We start from the raw sequence: 16,869 nt of genomic DNA, 5'->3' as shown, positions 1-16,869 counted from the left end.
CCCTATGCCGGCCGGCCCCGGCCTCAGCCCACATCCCAGACCGGCTCCGGGGTCTCGACCACCTCACCGTCGCCGCGGAACAGCACGAACCGGTCGAACGACCGGGTGAACCAGCGGTCGTGGGTGACCGCCAGCACGGTCCCCGCGAACGCGTCCAGGCCGGCCTCCAGTGCCTCGGCCGAGGCGAGGTCCAGGTTGTCGGTGGGCTCGTCGAGCAGCAGCAGGGTGGCCCCGGACAGCTCCAGCAGCAGCACCAGGAAACGCGCCTGCTGACCGCCGGAGAGCGTGCCGAACCGCTGGTCGCCCTGGCCGGTCAGCTCGTACCGGCGCAGCTTCGCCATCGCGCCGTGCCGGTCCAGCCCGGCCCGGTGGTCGTCGCCCCGCCAGAGCACCTCGACCAGGGTCCGGTCGACCAGCTCCGGCCGGTCGTGGGTCTGCGAGAAGTGCCCCGGCCGGACCCGGGCGCCGAGCCGCGCCGACCCGCCGTGCGCGACCGGCGTCAGCGCCATGCCGTTGTCGACCGGCGTGTTGGCCGGGTCGGGATCCGTGCCGCCGCGGGCCAACAGCCGCAGGAAGTGCGACTTGCCGGTCCCGTTGGCACCCAGCACGGCCACCCGGTCGCCGTACCAGAGTTCCAGGTCGAACGGGTAGGTCAGCCCGTCCAGTTCCAGTTGCTCGCAGATCACCGCCCGCTTGCCGGTCCGACCGCCGCCCAGCCGGATCCGGATGTCCTGGTCACGGGGCGGCAGCGGCGGCGGTCCGGCCTCCTCGAACTTGCGCAGCCGGGTCTGCGCCGACTGGTAGCGGGACGCCATGTCGGAGTTGTACGCCGCCTTCTGCTTGTACGTCAGCATCAGCTCGCGCAGCTTCTGGTGCTCCTCGTCCCAGCGGCGGCGTTTCTCCTCCAGCGAGTCGTGCCGGGCGACCCGGGCCGCGTGCCAGGTGGCGAAGCCGCCCGGGTGCACCCAGGCCGACCCGCCCTCGACGGCGACCACCCGGTCGGCGGTACGGGCGAGCAGTTCCCGGTCGTGCGAGACGTACAGCACGGACTTGCGCGACTCGCGGAGCCGGTCCTCCAACCACCGCTTGCCCGGTACGTCGAGGAAGTTGTCCGGCTCGTCCAGCAGCAGCACCTCGTCGGTGCCGCGCAGCAGCAACTCCAGCGCGAAGCGTTTCTGCTGACCGCCGGAGAGGGTCCGTACCGGACGGTCCCGGGTCGCGTCCCAGGGCTGGTCGAGGACGATCGTGGAAACGGTGTCGAAGAGCACCTCCGCGTCGTACCCGCCGGCCTCACCCCAGGCGGCCAGCGCGTCCGCGTACGCCACCTGGGCCTTGCCGGCCGCGGTGCTGAACTTGCCGCGCAGCTCGGCCGCGTGCATGGCGGCCTCGGCCGCGGCGACCCGCTCGCCGGCGGCCCGCAGCCCCGGCGCGGACACCGCCAGCGCCAGACCCAGCAGCCGGGTGTCGTCGCCGATCATGCCGATGAACTGGCGCATCACGCCGAGCCCGCCGAATCTGGAGATCGCCCCGGTGCCGGTCGGCAAATCCCCGGCGACCATCCGCAGCAGCGTGGTCTTACCGGCGCCGTTGGGACCGACCAGGGCGACCTTGGCTCCCTCGCCGACCCGGAACGACACGTCAGCGAAGAGTTCCCGCCCGTCCGGCAGGGTGTGCCCGACCCCGGCGACGTCCACGTATCCCACGCCGGCATCCTGCCCGAGCGGCCGCGCCGGACCAACCGGTTTCCGCCCGTCCGGCGATCCGGCGATCCGGCGTCCGGCCATCCCGTCCAGCGGCCTCGTCCCGGCGGTCCGGTCCGGTGGCCTCGTCCCGGCGATCCCGTCCAGCGGCCGCTCAGCGGGTGACGCGCAGGACCCGGAAGCCCTTCTGGCTGGCGTGCCGACCGACCGTCCAGCCCTGCTCGACCAGCCAGCGTTGCAGCGAGTCACCGCCGAGGTGCCGGCCGACCACCAGCCAGGCGACGCCGTCCGGCGCCAGCCGGGGCAGCCAGCGCAGCAGCATGGCGTGCAGTTCGGCCTTGCCGATCCGGATCGGGGGGTTGGACCAGAGCTGCCCGAACCGGACATCGTCCGGGACCTCGTCCGGCGCCACGACGCGGACCCGCCCGGCGACGCCGAGCCGCCGCGCGTTGTCGACGGCGAGCGCCCGGGCCCGGGCGTTGACGTCCACCGCCCAGACGGTCGCGTCCGGCGCCGACGCGGCGAGCACGCAGGTGATCGGTCCGTAGCCGCAGCCCAGGTCGAGCAGCGGGCCGGTCGTGCCGGGCCCCGGCAGGTCACCCTTGCGCAGCAGTACGGCGGTGCCGGCGTCGAGCCGGTCGGCGGAGAACACCCCGGCCGCCGAGGTGAGCCGGTAGTCCCGTCCCGCCACGGTGAACTCGATGTCCCGGCGGTGTTCGGCCGTGGCGGGCTGGGCGGTGAAGTAGTGGTCGCCGGTCACGTCCCGCATTCTCGCCCATCGGGTCGGGCGCCCGGCGGGCCCGGGTGGGGCCTTGCCCGGCGTGGGACCGTGTCCGGGTGGGGTCTTGTCTGGATGGGTCTTGTCTGGATGGGTCTTGTCCCGGTGCAGGGCGGATCTGCCCCGGCTCGAAGAATGTCCGCTCTTTCACCAACTGCCATTTGCGGGAGGGCGCGCGCACTGCGCAATCTCCACTACTGTGTGCGACGTGAGGGACAGGGATGGACCTCGATCAGACGGGTGGCCACCACCGCGTCACGAGGACGTCCGCCCCGATCCGGAGGCCGGCTTTCCAGCCGGGCCGCCCCGCCGGGTCGGGCCGCCCCGGCCCCGCCTGCCGGAATCCGACCGGCACCCGACCGAGCCGGGCCGGCACGGTCGCCCATCCCCCTGGCACGACCATCCGGCGTACCCGGTCGGCGATGAGCCGGCCGACGGCGGCCCCGTCCCGCCGCGACCGTCCCGGCGGGCCGCGCCGGACTCCTCCCGCGCCGCGCGGCCGGCCCCGTCCCGGTTCGGCCCGGCCGCTCCCCCGGCCGGGTCCGTCCCGCCGGCCGGGTCACCGCCGCCGGTGAGCCGGTTCCCACCCCGGTCGGCACCACCGGCGACCGGACACCGATCCCGGCCGGCGCCACCGGCGGGCGACTTCCCACCGCCGTCCGCACCGCCGGCGGGTCGCTTCCCACCGCCGGCCGCACCACCGACGGCAGGGTTTGCACCACGGACCGCGCCACCGGCGGCAGGGTTTCCACCACGGACCGCACCACCAACCGCAGGGTTTGCACCACGGACCGCGCCACCGGCGGCAGGGTTTCCGTCACCGGCTGCCGGCCAGCCGTCGTCGGCCGGCCAGGACCGGTCGTATCCCGCGCCGGCGGCTCGCCGGCCCACCCACGACCGGACGCCCAGGGACGATCCGGCGTCGGTGCACGGCCAACCCGGCGGCACTGACGGGACGAGTTGGGCCTTCACCGTCTCGTCCGGCCAGGGCACCCCGACCGTCACGCCCCGACCGCCGGGCGGCACCGACACGCCGCCGGCCGGCCGGATTCCCCCGCCCCGCCCGGCCGGGCGTACCGTCCCGCCGCGACCGGGCCCGCCGGCGACCGGGCAGGCACCGGCCGCGCCGGTCGGTCGGATCCCCGCGCCCCGCCCGGCCGGGCATTCCGTCCCGCCGCGACCGGGCCCGCCGGCGACCGGGCAGGCACCGGCCGCGCCGGTCGGTCGGGCCCGGCCCTCGCCACGGTCCGGGGACGGCTACGCCGGTCGGCCCGAGCCGGAGCCCGGCCCGGAGCGGTCCGGCCTGGAGCGGTCCCGCCCAGCCCGGCCTGTCGCGCCGCCGGCCTCGGCCGCGCCGCCGGTTCCGGCCCGCCGGTCGGACTCGACCCTCGACCGGCCCGGCCCGTCCGCCGATTCGACCGGGCCGGCGACCGCCGGAGCCACCGGCAGCGGCGGTTGGGCGTTCTCCCCGACCGGTACGCGACGGGCACTGCCCCCACCGCCGAAGCGGAGTCACCTCCGGCCGCCCCCGACGCGCCGGTCCCTGGGTGCCGGGCCACACCGGGACGGTGCCGCCCCGGCCGGGTCGTCGACGCCGTCCCGTCGCCGGGAACGGCCGGGTCCGGCGGACACCGATCGGAGCAGGGCGCCCGGCTCGCCCCGCCGCTGGCAGGTCGTCATCGGCGGCATCGTGGTGGTGGCGCTGCTCGGTGTCTGCGGGCTGAGCGGCTACTTCATGCTGGCCGACGAGCGGCAGGGCGGTGGCGCGGGCGGACCCGGCGGCAATCCGCAGGCTGTCGCCGCCCGGGACATCAGCTCACGCACGGTCGACCCGGCCCCACTCACCCTCCGGGAACTCTTCCCGGCCGAGCAGATCGTGATCAACCAGAACGAGCCGGCGTACCAGTTGCTGAAGACCGACGCGTCCGAGGACTGCCGGTCCGCCGTCACCGGGGAGATCAGCAGCCTGCTGGTCCAACTCGGCTGCAGCCAGGTGGTCCGCGGCACGCTGCGCTCCCCCACCGGGGCCTTCGTGGTCACCGGTGGGATCTTCAACCTGATCGACGCGGCCGCGGCGGACCGGGCCCACGAGAAGATCAAGCCGCTGGTCGACGGTGGCCGGGGCCGGTTCCAGGGGATGGTCGCCGGTCGCGGCACCGAAGCGATCACCCGCACCACCGCCCAGGTGGGCTGGCACTCCCGCGGTCACTTCCTGGTCTACTGCGTCATCGCCCGGGTGAACGGGCAGCCGATCGAAGCCGCCGACAAGGACGCCCAGAAGGTTCTCTCCGACGTGATCGAGCTGCATCTGCGCGGCGTCGTACTGGACAAGCGGGCCACCGCCGGCAAACAGGCATCCTGACGCCGGGTCCGGGGCGGCCCGGGGGTCAGGTCTGCGGGGTGAGCCGCAACCGTCGGGTCAGCACCGCCTGCCGGGCGTACTCGGCCGAATCGTCCGGATAGCCGACCGCGACCAGGGTGAGCCCGTGCGCCGGCGCCACCGTCACCTCGCTCGACCGTTCCCGCCGGCTCAGCAGCCCGGCCGGCCAGTCCACCGCGCGCCGACCGTCCCCGGCGACCAGCATCGCGCCGACCAGGCTGCGCACCATGGACTGGCAGAACGCGTCGGCCTGCACGGTGGCGACGAACATCGCGGGACCGTCCGGCCGCCAGTCCAGCCGGGTGATCTCGCGCCGGGTGGTCGCGTGCTCCTTGCGCCGGCAGTACGCCGCGAAGTCGTGCTCGCCGACGAGTCCCTCGGCCGCCCGGTTCAGCGCCGCCAGGTCCAACGGCCGCGGCCAGGCGAGGATCTCGTGCCGACGCAGCGGGTCCGCCCCGTGCGGCGCGTCGGTGACCCGGTACTCGTACCGGCGGAAGGTGGCCGAGAAGCGGGCGTCGAACTCGGCCGGCACCTCGGTCACGGCGCGGACCCGGACGTCGGTGGGCAGCAGGCCGGCGAGCCGCCGGAGCAGCGAGCCGGAGAGCTCCGCCCAGGCCTCGGCCGGCAGGTCGACGTGACAGACCTGACCGGTCGCGTGCACCCCCGCGTCGGTACGCCCGGCCACGGTCAACCCGGTGGCCCGCCCCGGCCCGACGATCCGGTCCAGGGTCTCGGTGACGGTGCCGGCCACGGTACGCCGACCGGGCTGGGCGGCCCAGCCGGAAAAGTCGCCACCGTCGTAGGCGACGTCCAGGCGTACCCGGATCCGTCCGTCCATCCGATGCCTCTCCTTCCCGGGACCGGCCGGCTCACCCGCGCCGACGACGGGTACGGCGGGCCGGAGACGGGTCGGGCCCGGCACCCCGGCGGGGGTGTCGGGCCCGACGTCGCCTGTGCTCAGGCCTTGTTCTCGCCGGCCTCGTCGCTGTCCGCGCGAGCCTCGGCGGTGTCACCGGACGCCGACTCGGGCGCCTCGGCGTCCTGGTCGCCGGCCGCGGCCGACTTCGGCAGCTCCTCCTCCGGGGCGAGCGCCTCGACCTTGTCCTGCTGGGCGGCCTTGCGGGCCGCCGTCTTCTTGGTCGCCCTGGCCGGCTGCGCCGCGACCAGTTCCTCGACCAGTTCGATGATCGCCATCGGCGCGGCGTCACCCTTGCGCGGGCCGGTCTTCACGATCCGGGTGTAGCCACCGTTGCGGTTGGCGTACCGCGGCGCGATCTGGTCGAACAGGTTGTAGACCACGTCCTTGTCCCGCACGACCGCAGCCACCCGCCGACGCGAGGCGAGGTCACCGCGCTTGGCCTTGGTGATGAGCTGCTCGGCGAGGGGACGCAGCCGCTTGGCCTTCGTCTCGGTGGTCTGGATCTTGCCGTGCTGGAACAGCGCGCTGGCCAGGTTCGCCAGCATCAGCCGCTCGTGCGCCGGGCTGCCGCCGAGGCGGGGACCCTTGGTGGGCGTGGGCATTGTTGGTGCTCCTCAGTAAAGGCAGCGGATCTTAGAGCTGCTCGGTCTCGCGGTAGTCCTCGGTGTCGTAGTCAGCCTCGCCGAAGGTGTCCACGACGTGTGCCGGGTCGAAGTTCGGGGCCGAGTCCTTCAGCCCGAGACCCATCCCGGCGAGCTTCATCTTGACCTCGTCGATCGACTTCTGGCCGAAGTTCCGGATGTCGAGGAGGTCGGCCTCGGTCCGCCCGATGAGCTCTCCAACGGAGTTGATGCCCTCGCGCTTGAGGCAGTTGTAGGAGCGGACGGTCAGGTCCAGCTCCTCGATCGGCAGGGCCAGGTCGGCGGCGAGCTGGGCGTCCTGCGGCGACGGACCGATGTCGATCCCCTCCGCCGTCTCGTCCAGTTCGCGGGCCAGGCCGAACAGCTCGACCAGCGTCGAACCGGCCGAGGCCAGCGCCGTACGCGGGCCGATCGACGCCTTGGTCTCGACGTCGATGATCAGCCGGTCGAAGTCGGTGCGCTGCTCGACCCGGGTCGCCTCGACCCGGTACGTCACCTTGAGTACCGGCGAGTAGATCGAGTCGACCGGGATCCGGCCGATCTCGGCGCCGGCCTGCTTGTTCTGCGCCGCGGTGACGTAGCCCCGCCCCCGCTCGACGGTCAGCTCCATGTCGAGCCGGCCCTTGCCGTTCAGGGTGGCCAGCTTCAGGTCGGCGTTGTGCACCGACACGCCGGCCGGCGGCTGGATGTCACCGGCGGTGACGTCGCCCGGGCCCTGCTTGCGCAGGTACATGCTGACCGGCTCGTCGTGCTCGGAGCTGACGCACAGCTCCTTGACGTTCATGACGAGCTCGACCACGTCCTCCTTGACCCCGGGGATCGTGGTGAACTCGTGCAGGACACCGTCGACCTTGATCGACGTGACCGCCGCGCCCGGGATGGACGACAGCAGCGTACGCCGGAGCGAGTTGCCCAGGGTGTAGCCGAAGCCCGGCTCGAGCGGCTCGATGGTGAACCGGGAGCGGGTCTCGCTGATCGACTCCTCGGAGAGGGTCGGCCGCTGACTGATGAGCATTGTTTCTCTTTTCGTTCGGGGCACCCGCTATTTGATGCCCAAACTGGTGTTCCGTTGTGCCCAACCCGTACCGGGGTCCGGTGGTGACCCGTGGCAGGGCCACCACCGGAGCGCCGGGACTACTTCGAGTAGAGCTCGACGATCAACTGCTCCTGGACCTGCGTGTCGATGACCTGGCGGGCCGGGAGCGAGTGGACGAGCACCTTCATCTGGCTGGGGATGGCCTCCAGCCACGCCGGGACCGTCTTGGAGCCGGCCTCGGCCTGCGCCACGACGAACGGCGTGAGCTCCTTGGACTTCTCCCGGACCTCGACGATGTCGTGCTCCTTGACGCGGTACGACGGGATGTCGACCTTCTTGCCGTTGACCTTGAAGTGGCCGTGCTTGACCAGCTGCCGGGCGTGGTCCCGGGACTTGGCCAGGCCGGCCCGGTAGACCACGTTGTCCAGCCGCGACTCGAGGATCTGCAGGAGGACCTCACCGGTCTTGGCCTGCTTCGACACGGCCTCGTCGTAGTAACCGCGGAACTGCTTCTCCAGCACGCCGTAGACCCGGCGGGCCTTCTGCTTCTCGCGGTGCTGCAGCAGGTACTCGGTCTCCTTGGTCCGGCCGCGACCGTGCTGCCCGGGCGGGAACGGCCGGGACTCGAACGGGCACTTCGGACCATCGCACTTGCTGCCCTTGAGGAACAGCTTCATCTTCTCCCGACGGCAGCGACGGCAGTCGGGACCGGTGTAACGAGCCATCTTTCCTTAACCTCTCAGACCCGACGACGCTTAGGCGGACGGCACCCGTTGTGCGGCTGCGGGGTGACGTCGGAGATCTGCCCGACCTCCAGCCCGACGGCCTGCAGCGAACGGATGGCGGTCTCCCGGCCGGAGCCGGGACCCTTGACGAACACGTCGACCTTGCGCATGCCGTGTTCCATCGCGCGACGCGCGGCGGCCTCGGCGGCCAGCTGCGCGGCGAACGGGGTCGACTTGCGGGAGCCCTTGAAGCCCACCTGGCCCGCGGAGGCCCAGGAGATGACCGCACCGGTCGGGTCCGTGATGGACACGATGGTGTTGTTGAAGGTGCTCTTGATGTGCGCCTGCCCGTGGGCGACGTTCTTGCGTTCCTTGCGCCGGACCTTCTTGACGGCTCCGGCACGAGCCTTCGGTGGCATAAGTCTGTGCGCTCCTGATGTGGGTTCTCGATCGGTTCTGGCTGTTCGCCCCGTTGATCTCGTAGACACCGGTTCCGGTTGGAGCCCGGCCTACCTCGGCGGAGAACGACCAGAATTCCGGTTTGAGAATTACTTCTTGCCGGCCTTCTTCTTACCTGCGACGGTCCGCTTCGGGCCCTTGCGCGTACGCGCGTTGGTCCGGGTCCGCTGACCGCGCACAGGCAGACCCCGGCGGTGCCGGATGCCCTCGTAGCAGCCGATCTCGACCTTGCGACGGATGTCCGCGGCGACCTCGCGGCGAAGGTCACCTTCTACCTTGTAGTTGGCCTCGATGTGATTACGCAGCTGCAGCAGCTCGTCATCGGTGAGGTCCTTGGCGCGCTTGTCCCGGGAAATGCCGGTCGCGACGAGCGTCTCGACCGCACGGGTGCGGCCGATACCGAAAATGTAGGTGAGCGCGATCTCCATCCGCTTCTCGCGGGGGAGGTCGACGCCGGAGAGACGTGCCATGGGTGGGCGTACTCCTCGTGGTGTTGTCGCGGAGGTCTGTGCCCGTCCCACCCCACCGCCCGAGGTGGGCCCCGGCCTCCGACCGGGGGTCAGCCACGAGAAACGCGTACGCGGTGCGCTTCGTCGCTCGCGGCTGGGACGAGCTTGTGTTGTTGTGCTGTCTGCGGCGGGGGCGCTCAGCCCTGGCGCTGCTTGTGGCGCGGGTCGGTCTTGCAAATGACCATGACCCGGCCGTGCCGGCGGATCACCCGGCAGTTGTTGCAGATCCTCTTGACGCTCGGCTTGACCTTCACGGTGTGCCTTACTTCCCATCCAGGTCCGACGGCGCGCCTGCGGCGCCGGACCTCGAAACGGACACGGGACTTCCCGGCCGTCGTCAGGTTGTCGATGACCGAACCTCGCTCAACCCGGGTCCTCGGCGCTCACGCGCCGCGGGGGTCGAGACAGGTTCACTTGTAGCGGTAGACGATGCGCCCGCGGGTCAGGTCGTACGGCGAGAGTTCGACGACGACCCGGTCCTCGGGCAGGATGCGGATGTAGTGCTGCCGCATCTTGCCGCTGATGTGAGCCAGCACCTTGTGGCCGTTGGCGAGCTCGACCCGGAACATCGCGTTCGGGAGCGGCTCGATGACCCGGCCTTCGATTTCGATGGCTCCGTCTTTTTTCGGCATGTCCTCCGCTGTCCTGACTTCGGTTACTCCGGACGGCTCACAACGTCTCATCCGGGTGTGGACCTTGGGATCAAGATCGTGCACTCGAACCAGCCGCGGCTCCGGCACCCACCGAAGCGCGGGTGGGCAGGCCGGAGTGGACGCTGTGCGCCGATCAGCCAGTGTACGCGCGGCGACGCGACGACGCCAACTGCGGGTGCCCGTCCCCCGAAACGGGTCACCGGCCGCCCGCCGAACCGGACAGACCGGCAACGACGACCCCCGTCCGCCGCCGCCCAGCTTGATGATCCACACAATGTCCCGGACCTTGCTGTCTCCCGGCGCGGCCGAAGCAGCAAAGTCCCCGACTTTGCCCCGATCATGAGCCTCGCGGGGGCGGCAGGCAGGCTGGGAACGGGGGCGCTTCCGCCGGTCGGTGTCGGGGGTGTCGGCAGCTCTGCGGGGTGGGGCGGTCAGCCGTGGTAGCGGCGGCGGTCACGGCGGCGGGCCCGCCGGTCGTCCCGGCCGGCGTGCCGGTCAGGCGCGGGGTGGCCCGCCCGACCGTGCGGCGCGCCGCCGGTGGCCCGCTGCACCGTGGCGACCAACAGGAAGATCCCCCACGGTCCGATCACCCAGAACGGCCAGAAGTAGGTCAGGTGTCCGGAACCGACGACACTGATCAGCCAGATCCCGGTCACCAACGCCGCGGTGCCCAACCATCCGCTCCACATGGCCAACAGCCAGTGCCGGCCGGGCGCCGACGGCCCCGACGCGCCACCCGGTTCGGCGCCGGGCGCCGCCGGGTCCGCCGACGCGGGCCGGGCCAGCCGGGCCTGGGCCGGGGGCACCGTTCCGGGCAGGTCGTCCAGCAGGCCGTCCAGGTCCGCGTACGTCCGGGCGGCGTACGCCCTCTGCAGCCGCTCGTCGTACTCGGGCAGGTCCAGCCGGCCCTCGCCCAACGCCGTGCGGAGTTGCTCGGCGACCTTCTCCCGGTCCGCGTCGCCCGCCCGCATCTCGCCCCGTTCCATGGGCTACAGCATGCCATCGCGGGTCCAGGCGTGACGAGGCCGGCCACCCACGAAGATCCATACCGCGACCGGAACGCGGTCGGCCGCGGCGGTCGACGGGCGGGCCGGTCAGGTCGAGGAGGTGTTGGCCGGCTGCCGGGCGGTCACCAGCTTGCCCAGCCGGGCCCGGCCGCCGTCCGGGGCGGTGAGCACCCAGACACCGTCGTCCAACAGCGCCATCGAATGCTCGACGTGCGCGGCCATCGAGCCGTCCCGGGTCACCACCGTCCAGCCGTCGCTCAGTTCGGCGGTACGCGGCGAGCCCAGCGTGATCATCGGCTCGATCGCCAGCGCCAACCCCGGGACGAGCTTCGGGCCGCGCCCGGGCCGGCCGTGGTTGAGCACGTGCGGGTCCTGGTGCATCTCGGTGCCGATGCCGTGGCCGCCGTAGCCGTCGACGATGCCGTACCGGCCGGCCTTGCGGACCGCCTGCTCGACGGCGTACGAGATGTCGGTGAGCCGGCCGCGCCCGCTGGCCGCACCGCGCGCGGCGGCGGCGATGCCCGCCCACATCGCGTCCTCGGCCACCTGGGCCATCCGGACCAGTTCGGGCCGGGTCTCGCCCACGGCGACCGTGATGGCGGCGTCACCGTGCCAGCCGTCCAGGATCGCGCCGCAGTCGATCGAGATGAGATCGCCCTCGGCGAGCACCTGCCGCGGCGACGGGATCGCGTGCACGACCTGCTCGTTGACCGACGAGCAGATGGAGGCCGGGAAACCGTGGTAGCCCTTGAACGAGGGCACTCCGCCGGCGTTCCGGATCACCGATTCGGCGATCGCGTCCAGGTCGGCGGTGCTGACGCCGGGCGCGACAGCGTCCCGCATGGCGGCCAGGGCGGCCGCGACGACCAGCCCCGCGGCCCGCATCTTGTCGATCTGCTCCGGAGTCTTCAGCTGGATGTCCAGCTGGTGACGGCGCATGCCAGCCAGCCTATCCGCCGTACGAACGCAGCGCGTCGATCGCCCGCACCGTGACGTCCTCGACCGGACCGGTGGCGTCGATCCCGACCAGCTTGCCCTGGGCGCCGTAGTAGTCGACCAGCGGCGCCGTCTTGGCGGCGTACTCCCGCAGCCGCTCGGCGATGGTCTCCGGCTTGTCGTCGTCCCGCTGGAACAGCTCGGCGCCGCACCGGTCGCAGATGCCCTCCTGGCTCGTCGCGTCGAACTCGACGTGCCAGATCTTGCCGCACCCCCGACAGGTACGCCGGCCGGAGAGCCGCCGGATCACCTCGTCGTCGTCGACCACCAGCTCCAGCACCAGGTCCAACGCGGTGCCGAGGTCGGCCAGCAGCTTGTCCAGCGCCGCCGCCTGCGGTGTGGTGCGCGGGAACCCGTCGAGCAGGAAGCCCTCGCCGGCGTCCGGTTCGGCCAGCCGGTCCCGGACCATGTTGATGGTGACCTCGTCCGGGACCAGCTTGCCGGCGTCCATGTAACGCTTGGCCTCGACCCCCAGGGGCGTGCCCTGGGAGACGTTGGCGCGGAAGATGTCCCCGGTCGAGATCTTGGGCACGGCCAGGTGGGCGGCGATGAACTCGGCCTGGGTCCCCTTACCCGCCCCGGGGGGACCGACGAGAACGAGTCGCATCTACCGCAGGAACCCTTCGTAGTTCCGCTGCATCAGTTGGCTCTCGATCTGCTTCACGGTCTCGAGCCCGACACCGACCATGATCAGCACAGCGGTGCCACCGAACGGGAAGTTCTGGTACTGCTGCGTGTCCAACCAGATGAAGAAGAAGTTCGGCAGGACCGAGACCAGGCCCAGGTACATAGCACCGGGGAGGGTGATCCGGCTGAGGATGAAGTCGAGGTACTCCGCCGTCGGCTTGCCCGGCCGGATGCCCGGCACGAACCCGCCGTACTTCTTCATGTTGTCCGCGACCTCGGTCGGGTTGAACGTGATCGACACGTAGAAGTAGGTGAAGAAGATGATGAGCAGGAAGTACAGCGCGATGTGCGCCGGTGAGGCCGCATTGACCAGGTTGTTCTGCAGCCAGAGCTGCCAACCGTTGAGGTTGTTCTGGTCGAAGAACTGCAGCACCAGCTGCGGCAGGTAGAGCAGCGAGGAGGCGAAGATGATCGGGATGACGCCGGCCTGGTTGACCTTCAGCGGGATGTAGGTCGAGGTGCCGCCGTACATCCGCCGGCCGATCATGCGCTTGGCGTACTGCACCGGGATCCGTCGCTGGGCCTGCTCGATGTAGACCACCGCGGTGATGATCAGCAGCACCAGCACCAGGACCAGGATGAACTTGGTCGTGCCCTTGCTCTGCAGGATGGTGTAGCCCTCGCCGGGCAGCCGGGCCGCGATCGAGGTGAAGATCAGTACGGACATGCCGTTACCGACCCCGCGGTCGGTGATCAGCTCACCGAGCCACATCACCACGCCGGTGCCGGCGGTCATCGTGATCACCAGGGTGGCCAGCGTGATCCAGGTCGGCAGCCCGGTGCCGTCCGGCACGATCGGGAACTGGTCGCACAGCCCGTTGAACAGCTGGCCGGAACGGGCCAGGGCGACGAACGCGGAGGCCTGCAGGATGCCCAGGCCCAGGGTCAGGTAGCGGGTGTACTGCGTGATCTTCGCCTGGCCGGCCTGGCCCTCCTTGCGGAGCTGCTCCAGCCGCGGGATCACGACGGTCAGCAGCTGCAGGATGATCGAGGCCGTGATGTACGGCATGATGCCGAGCGCGAAGACCGACAGCGACAGCAGCGCGCCACCGGAGAACAGGTTCAGCAGCTGGAACACGCCACTGGTGTCGCCGGCCTTGGTCGCCTCGATGCACTTCTGCACGTTGCCGTACGAGACGCCCGGACTGGGCAGCGTCGCGCCGAGCCGGTAGACCGCGATGATGGCCACTGTGAACAGCAGCTTCTTGCGCAGGTCAGGCGTGCGGAACGCGCTGACAAAGGCGGAGAGCAACTTCTTCCTCCTGCGCGGGGCGGCCCGCCGGTGGTCCGTGGCGGGACGGGTTGATTGTCGAGCGAGCGCTCGAAACCCATAGCTGGGATTCGGACTCTAACAGCCCGGTGTGGCTGGGGGCAGGTGTGCCCGGCAACATACACCGGCTCCGATATTACCGGGCGACCGGCCCGGTTGTGGATCGTGGCGCCCGTCAGTTGCCGACAACTGAGACGGGCGCCACGACCAGTGCGCCTTCTTACAGCTCGGTGACCGAGCCACCAGCGGCGGCGATCTTCTCCTTCGCCGACGCGCTGAACGCGTGCGCCGAGACCTGGAGGGCGACGCCGCCCAGGTCGCCGGTGCCCAGGACCTTGACCGGCTGGCCCTTGCGGACCGCGCCGGCCTCGACCAGCTCCTGCGGACCGACCTGGCCGCCGTTCGGGAACAGTTCGGCGAGCCGGTCCAGGTTGACCACCTGGAACACGACCTTGAACTTGTTCTTGAAGCCCTTCAGCTTCGGCAGCCGCATGTGCAGGGGCATCTGCCCACCCTCGAACGCCGCCGAGATGTTCTTCCGGGCCTTGGAGCCCTTCGTACCCCGACCGGCGGTCTTGCCCTTGGAGCCCTCACCGCGACCCACCCGGGTCTTCGCGGTCTTGGCGCCCGGGGCCGGACGCAGGTGGTGAACCTTGATCGTCATTATTCGACCTCCTCGACCTTCACGAGGTGGTTAACCTTGAAGATCATGCCCCGAATCTCGGGGCGGTCCTCCTTGACCACCACGTCGTTGATCCGCTTGAGACCGAGCGACCGCAGGGACTCCCGCTGGTTGTGCTTCGACCCGATCCCGGAGCGGACCTGGGTGACCTTGAGCCGTGCCATCAGGACGCCACCCCCGCCCGCGACGCGAGCATCGCGGCCGGCGCGACGTCCTCGACCGGCAGGCCCCGACGCTTCGCGACCGCCTCCGGCGACTCCAGCCCCTTCAGGGCCGCGACGGTGGCGTGCACGATGTTGATCGGGTTCGACGAACCGAGGCTCTTGGAGAGCACGTCGTGGATGCCCGCGCACTCCAGCACGGCACGCACCGGGCCACCGGCGATGACGCCGGTACCGGCGCTGGCCGGCTTGAGCAGGACGACGCCGGCGGCGTCCTCACCCTGCACCGGGTGCGGGATCGACGAGGCGATCCGCGGCACCTTGAAGAAGTGCTTCTTGGCCTCCTCGACACCCTTGGCGATGGCCGCGGGCACCTCCTTGGCCTTTCCGTAGCCCACGCCGACCGTGCCGTCGCCGTCGCCGACGATCACCAGGGCGGTGAAGCTGAACCGACGACCACCCTTGACGACCTTGGCGACACGGTTGATCGCGACGACCCGCTCGAGGTGCGGGGTCTTCTCGACGGGCGCGTTTCCGCGACCGCCCTCACGGCGGTTGTCGCGGCGACCACCCTCGTTGCCACCGGACCCGCCGCCACGGCGCTGTTGACCTGGCATCAGCAGCCTTCCTCTCTCTGTGACGGGTTGTTAGAACTCGAGCCCGGCTTCGCGGGCGGCGTCGGCCAGCGCGGCGATCCGCCCCGCGTACCGGTTGCCACCGCGGTCGAAGACGACCTTGGAGATGCCGGCGGCCTTGGCCCGCTCGGCGAGCAGCGTGCCGACCTTGCCGGCCAGCGCGCTCTTCTCGCCCTCGGTGCCGCGCAGCGACGCGTCCAGAGTCGACGCCGACGCCAGGGTGTGGCCCTTGGTGTCGTCGACGATCTGGGCGGTGATGTGCCGCAGCGAACGGGTGACCACCAGGCGCGGACGCGCGGCGGTACCACTGATGTTCTTGCGGACGCGGAAGTGCCGACGCGCACGCCCGACGGCACGCTTGGCGGCGACGCCGCGGCGGCGCTTGAGCAGCGTGGCGCTCACTTCTTACCTGCCTTTCCAGCCTTGCGGCGGATGACCTCGCCCTGGTACTTCACGCCCTTGCCCTTGTAGGGCTCCGGCGGCCGGATCTTCCGGATGTTGGCGGCGACCTCACCGACCTGCTGCTTGTTGATGCCGGCCACGTGGAACAGGGTGGGGCGCTCGACGGTGAAGGTGATGCCGTCCGGGGCGGGGACCAGCACCGGGTGCGAGAACCCGAGCGCGAACTCGAGGTCCTTGCCCTTGGCGGTGACCCGGTAGCCGGTGCCGGCGATCTCCAGGCTCTTACGGTACCCCTCGGTCACCCCGACGATCATGTTGGCGACCAGGGTCCGGCTCAGGCCGTGCAGTTCCTTGGCGCGCCGCTCGTCGTTGGGGCGGGTGACGTTCAGCTCGCCGCCGTCACCCTTCTCCACGCTGATCGGCTCGGCCAGGGTGTGCGAGAGCTCGCCCTTCGGGCCCTTGACCGTGACGGTCCGGCCCTCGATCTTGATATCGACGCCGGAGGGAACCGGGATCGACTTACGTCCAATACGCGACATTTCTACCAGTCTCCCGTTACCAGACGAAGGCGAGGACTTCCCCGCCAACACTCCGCTTGCGGGCCTGCCGGTCGGTGAGCAGTCCCTGGGACGTCGAAATGATCGCCACGCCCAGCCCACCGAGCACCCGCGGGAGCCCGTCCGACTTGGCGTACACCCGCAGACCGGGCTTGGACACGCGCTTGATGCCGGCCAGGCTCCGCTCGCGGTTCTGGCCATACTTCAGCTCGACGACCAGTCGCTTGCCGACGATTCCCTCCTCGGGATCGTCGACGGACCAGCTGGCGATGTAACCCTCGGACTTGAGGACCTCGGCGATGTTCGCCTTGATCTTCGAGTAGGGCATCGTCACCCGGTCGTGGTACGCCTGGTTGGCGTTACGCAGACGCGTGAGCATGTCTGCGATCGGGTCGGTCATCGTCATGGATTTCGTCAGCCTTTCTCGCCGGGGTTCCCGGTGCGGTGACGCTCTCGGGCCTACGGCGAAGAAGTTGTTACTCGGTTACCAGGAAGCCTTGGACACGCCGGGCAGCTCACCGCGGTGGGCCATCTCCCGGATACACACCCGGCAGAGGCCGAACTTGCGGTATACCGCCTTCGGACGCCCGCACCGCTGGCAGCGGGTGTACGCGCGAACCGAGAACTTCGGCTTCGCGGCAGCCTTGAGAATCAGCGCCTTCTTGGCCATTC

The 16,869-nt window shown here is 70.9% G+C and carries 22 protein-coding genes; 1 reads left to right on the top strand and 21 read right to left on the bottom strand.

What is annotated here, in order from left to right; all coding sequences use genetic code 11:
* Window positions 1-23: 23 nt before the first annotated feature.
* A complete protein-coding gene (locus ACFOX0_RS02625) occupies window positions 24-1,703 on the bottom strand; it encodes an ABC-F family ATP-binding cassette domain-containing protein (protein ID WP_377541759.1) in 1,680 nt (559 codons plus the stop codon).
* Between the two features lie 151 nt (window positions 1,704-1,854).
* Window positions 1,855-2,460: a class I SAM-dependent methyltransferase gene (locus tag ACFOX0_RS02620; protein WP_377541758.1), complete on the bottom strand. Its 606-nt coding sequence runs from the start codon at window positions 2,458-2,460 to the stop codon at window positions 1,855-1,857.
* Between the two features lie 943 nt (window positions 2,461-3,403).
* Here ACFOX0_RS02620 and ACFOX0_RS02615 point away from each other — a divergent pair.
* Complete coding sequence (locus tag ACFOX0_RS02615; RefSeq protein WP_377541757.1) at window positions 3,404-4,840, top strand: hypothetical protein; 1,437 nt, start codon at window positions 3,404-3,406, stop codon at window positions 4,838-4,840.
* 25 nt (window positions 4,841-4,865) lie between these two features.
* Here the strand turns inward: ACFOX0_RS02615 and truA are convergent, their stop codons facing one another.
* The 19 genes from truA to ACFOX0_RS02520 all read right to left on the bottom strand — a co-directional run bounded on the left by truA (window position 4,866) and on the right by ACFOX0_RS02520 (window position 16,867).
* Entirely contained in the window at window positions 4,866-5,696 is an 831-nt protein-coding gene (gene truA / locus ACFOX0_RS02610; protein WP_377541756.1) for a tRNA pseudouridine(38-40) synthase TruA, read from the bottom strand.
* Between the two features lie 119 nt (window positions 5,697-5,815).
* On the bottom strand, window positions 5,816-6,379 hold the full coding sequence (gene rplQ / locus ACFOX0_RS02605) for a 50S ribosomal protein L17 (protein ID WP_377541754.1): 564 nt from the start codon (window positions 6,377-6,379) through the stop codon (window positions 5,816-5,818).
* A gap of 31 nt (window positions 6,380-6,410) precedes the next feature.
* Window positions 6,411-7,433, bottom strand: a complete 1,023-nt coding sequence (locus tag ACFOX0_RS02600; RefSeq protein WP_377541753.1) for a DNA-directed RNA polymerase subunit alpha — start codon at window positions 7,431-7,433, stop codon at window positions 6,411-6,413.
* Between the two features lie 119 nt (window positions 7,434-7,552).
* The gene (gene rpsD / locus ACFOX0_RS02595; protein WP_377541752.1) at window positions 7,553-8,179 is read right to left on the bottom strand and encodes a 30S ribosomal protein S4; all 627 of its coding nucleotides are present in this window, start codon (window positions 8,177-8,179) and stop codon (window positions 7,553-7,555) included.
* Window positions 8,180-8,193: 14 nt separating this feature from the next.
* Window positions 8,194-8,598 carry a 30S ribosomal protein S11 gene (gene rpsK, locus ACFOX0_RS02590; protein WP_377541751.1) on the bottom strand — a complete coding sequence of 135 codons (405 nt, stop codon included), beginning with the start codon at window positions 8,596-8,598 and terminating at the stop codon, window positions 8,194-8,196.
* Window positions 8,599-8,727: 129 nt separating this feature from the next.
* Entirely contained in the window at window positions 8,728-9,108 is a 381-nt protein-coding gene (rpsM, locus tag ACFOX0_RS02585) for a 30S ribosomal protein S13 (RefSeq protein WP_377541750.1), read from the bottom strand.
* 176 nt (window positions 9,109-9,284) lie between these two features.
* Window positions 9,285-9,401 carry a 50S ribosomal protein L36 gene (gene rpmJ / locus ACFOX0_RS02580; RefSeq protein ID WP_212822987.1) on the bottom strand — a complete coding sequence of 39 codons (117 nt, stop codon included), beginning with the start codon at window positions 9,399-9,401 and terminating at the stop codon, window positions 9,285-9,287.
* A gap of 156 nt (window positions 9,402-9,557) precedes the next feature.
* Window positions 9,558-9,779, bottom strand: a complete 222-nt coding sequence (gene infA / locus ACFOX0_RS02575) for a translation initiation factor IF-1 (RefSeq protein WP_007073013.1) — start codon at window positions 9,777-9,779, stop codon at window positions 9,558-9,560.
* 452 nt (window positions 9,780-10,231) lie between these two features.
* On the bottom strand, window positions 10,232-10,786 hold the full coding sequence (locus ACFOX0_RS02570; RefSeq protein ID WP_377541749.1) for a DUF1707 SHOCT-like domain-containing protein: 555 nt from the start codon (window positions 10,784-10,786) through the stop codon (window positions 10,232-10,234).
* Window positions 10,787-10,894: 108 nt separating this feature from the next.
* Window positions 10,895-11,746, bottom strand: a complete 852-nt coding sequence (gene map, locus ACFOX0_RS02565; RefSeq protein WP_377541748.1) for a type I methionyl aminopeptidase — start codon at window positions 11,744-11,746, stop codon at window positions 10,895-10,897.
* A gap of 10 nt (window positions 11,747-11,756) precedes the next feature.
* On the bottom strand, window positions 11,757-12,410 hold the full coding sequence (locus tag ACFOX0_RS02560; protein ID WP_377541747.1) for an adenylate kinase: 654 nt from the start codon (window positions 12,408-12,410) through the stop codon (window positions 11,757-11,759).
* Window positions 12,411-13,742: a preprotein translocase subunit SecY gene (gene secY / locus ACFOX0_RS02555; protein WP_377541745.1), complete on the bottom strand. Its 1,332-nt coding sequence runs from the start codon at window positions 13,740-13,742 to the stop codon at window positions 12,411-12,413.
* Window positions 13,743-13,980: 238 nt separating this feature from the next.
* Window positions 13,981-14,424 (bottom strand): 50S ribosomal protein L15, encoded by a 444-nt coding sequence (gene rplO, locus ACFOX0_RS02550; protein WP_377541744.1) that lies wholly within the window; start codon window positions 14,422-14,424, stop codon window positions 13,981-13,983.
* A complete protein-coding gene (gene rpmD, locus ACFOX0_RS02545; protein WP_090787949.1) occupies window positions 14,424-14,606 on the bottom strand; it encodes a 50S ribosomal protein L30 in 183 nt (60 codons plus the stop codon). Before rpmD ends, rplO begins: the two co-directional genes overlap by 1 nt.
* Window positions 14,606-15,220 carry a 30S ribosomal protein S5 gene (rpsE, locus tag ACFOX0_RS02540; RefSeq protein WP_377541743.1) on the bottom strand — a complete coding sequence of 205 codons (615 nt, stop codon included), beginning with the start codon at window positions 15,218-15,220 and terminating at the stop codon, window positions 14,606-14,608. The genes rpmD and rpsE overlap by 1 nt, the downstream gene beginning before the upstream one ends.
* A gap of 30 nt (window positions 15,221-15,250) precedes the next feature.
* Complete coding sequence (gene rplR, locus ACFOX0_RS02535; RefSeq protein WP_377541742.1) at window positions 15,251-15,640, bottom strand: 50S ribosomal protein L18; 390 nt, start codon at window positions 15,638-15,640, stop codon at window positions 15,251-15,253.
* Window positions 15,637-16,179 carry a 50S ribosomal protein L6 gene (gene rplF / locus ACFOX0_RS02530; protein ID WP_377541740.1) on the bottom strand — a complete coding sequence of 181 codons (543 nt, stop codon included), beginning with the start codon at window positions 16,177-16,179 and terminating at the stop codon, window positions 15,637-15,639. Before rplF ends, rplR begins: the two co-directional genes overlap by 4 nt.
* Before the next feature lie 16 nt (window positions 16,180-16,195).
* A complete protein-coding gene (gene rpsH / locus ACFOX0_RS02525; protein WP_377541739.1) occupies window positions 16,196-16,603 on the bottom strand; it encodes a 30S ribosomal protein S8 in 408 nt (135 codons plus the stop codon).
* 78 nt (window positions 16,604-16,681) lie between these two features.
* On the bottom strand, window positions 16,682-16,867 hold the full coding sequence (locus ACFOX0_RS02520; protein WP_007073023.1) for a type Z 30S ribosomal protein S14: 186 nt from the start codon (window positions 16,865-16,867) through the stop codon (window positions 16,682-16,684).
* Window positions 16,868-16,869: the final 2 nt, after the last annotated feature.

The organism is Micromonospora zhanjiangensis, assembly GCF_042650605.1.
GTDB classification, from domain to species: Bacteria; Actinomycetota; Actinomycetes; order Mycobacteriales; family Micromonosporaceae; genus Micromonospora_J; species Micromonospora_J zhanjiangensis.
This window is presented reverse-complemented; position numbering and strand designations above follow the sequence as displayed.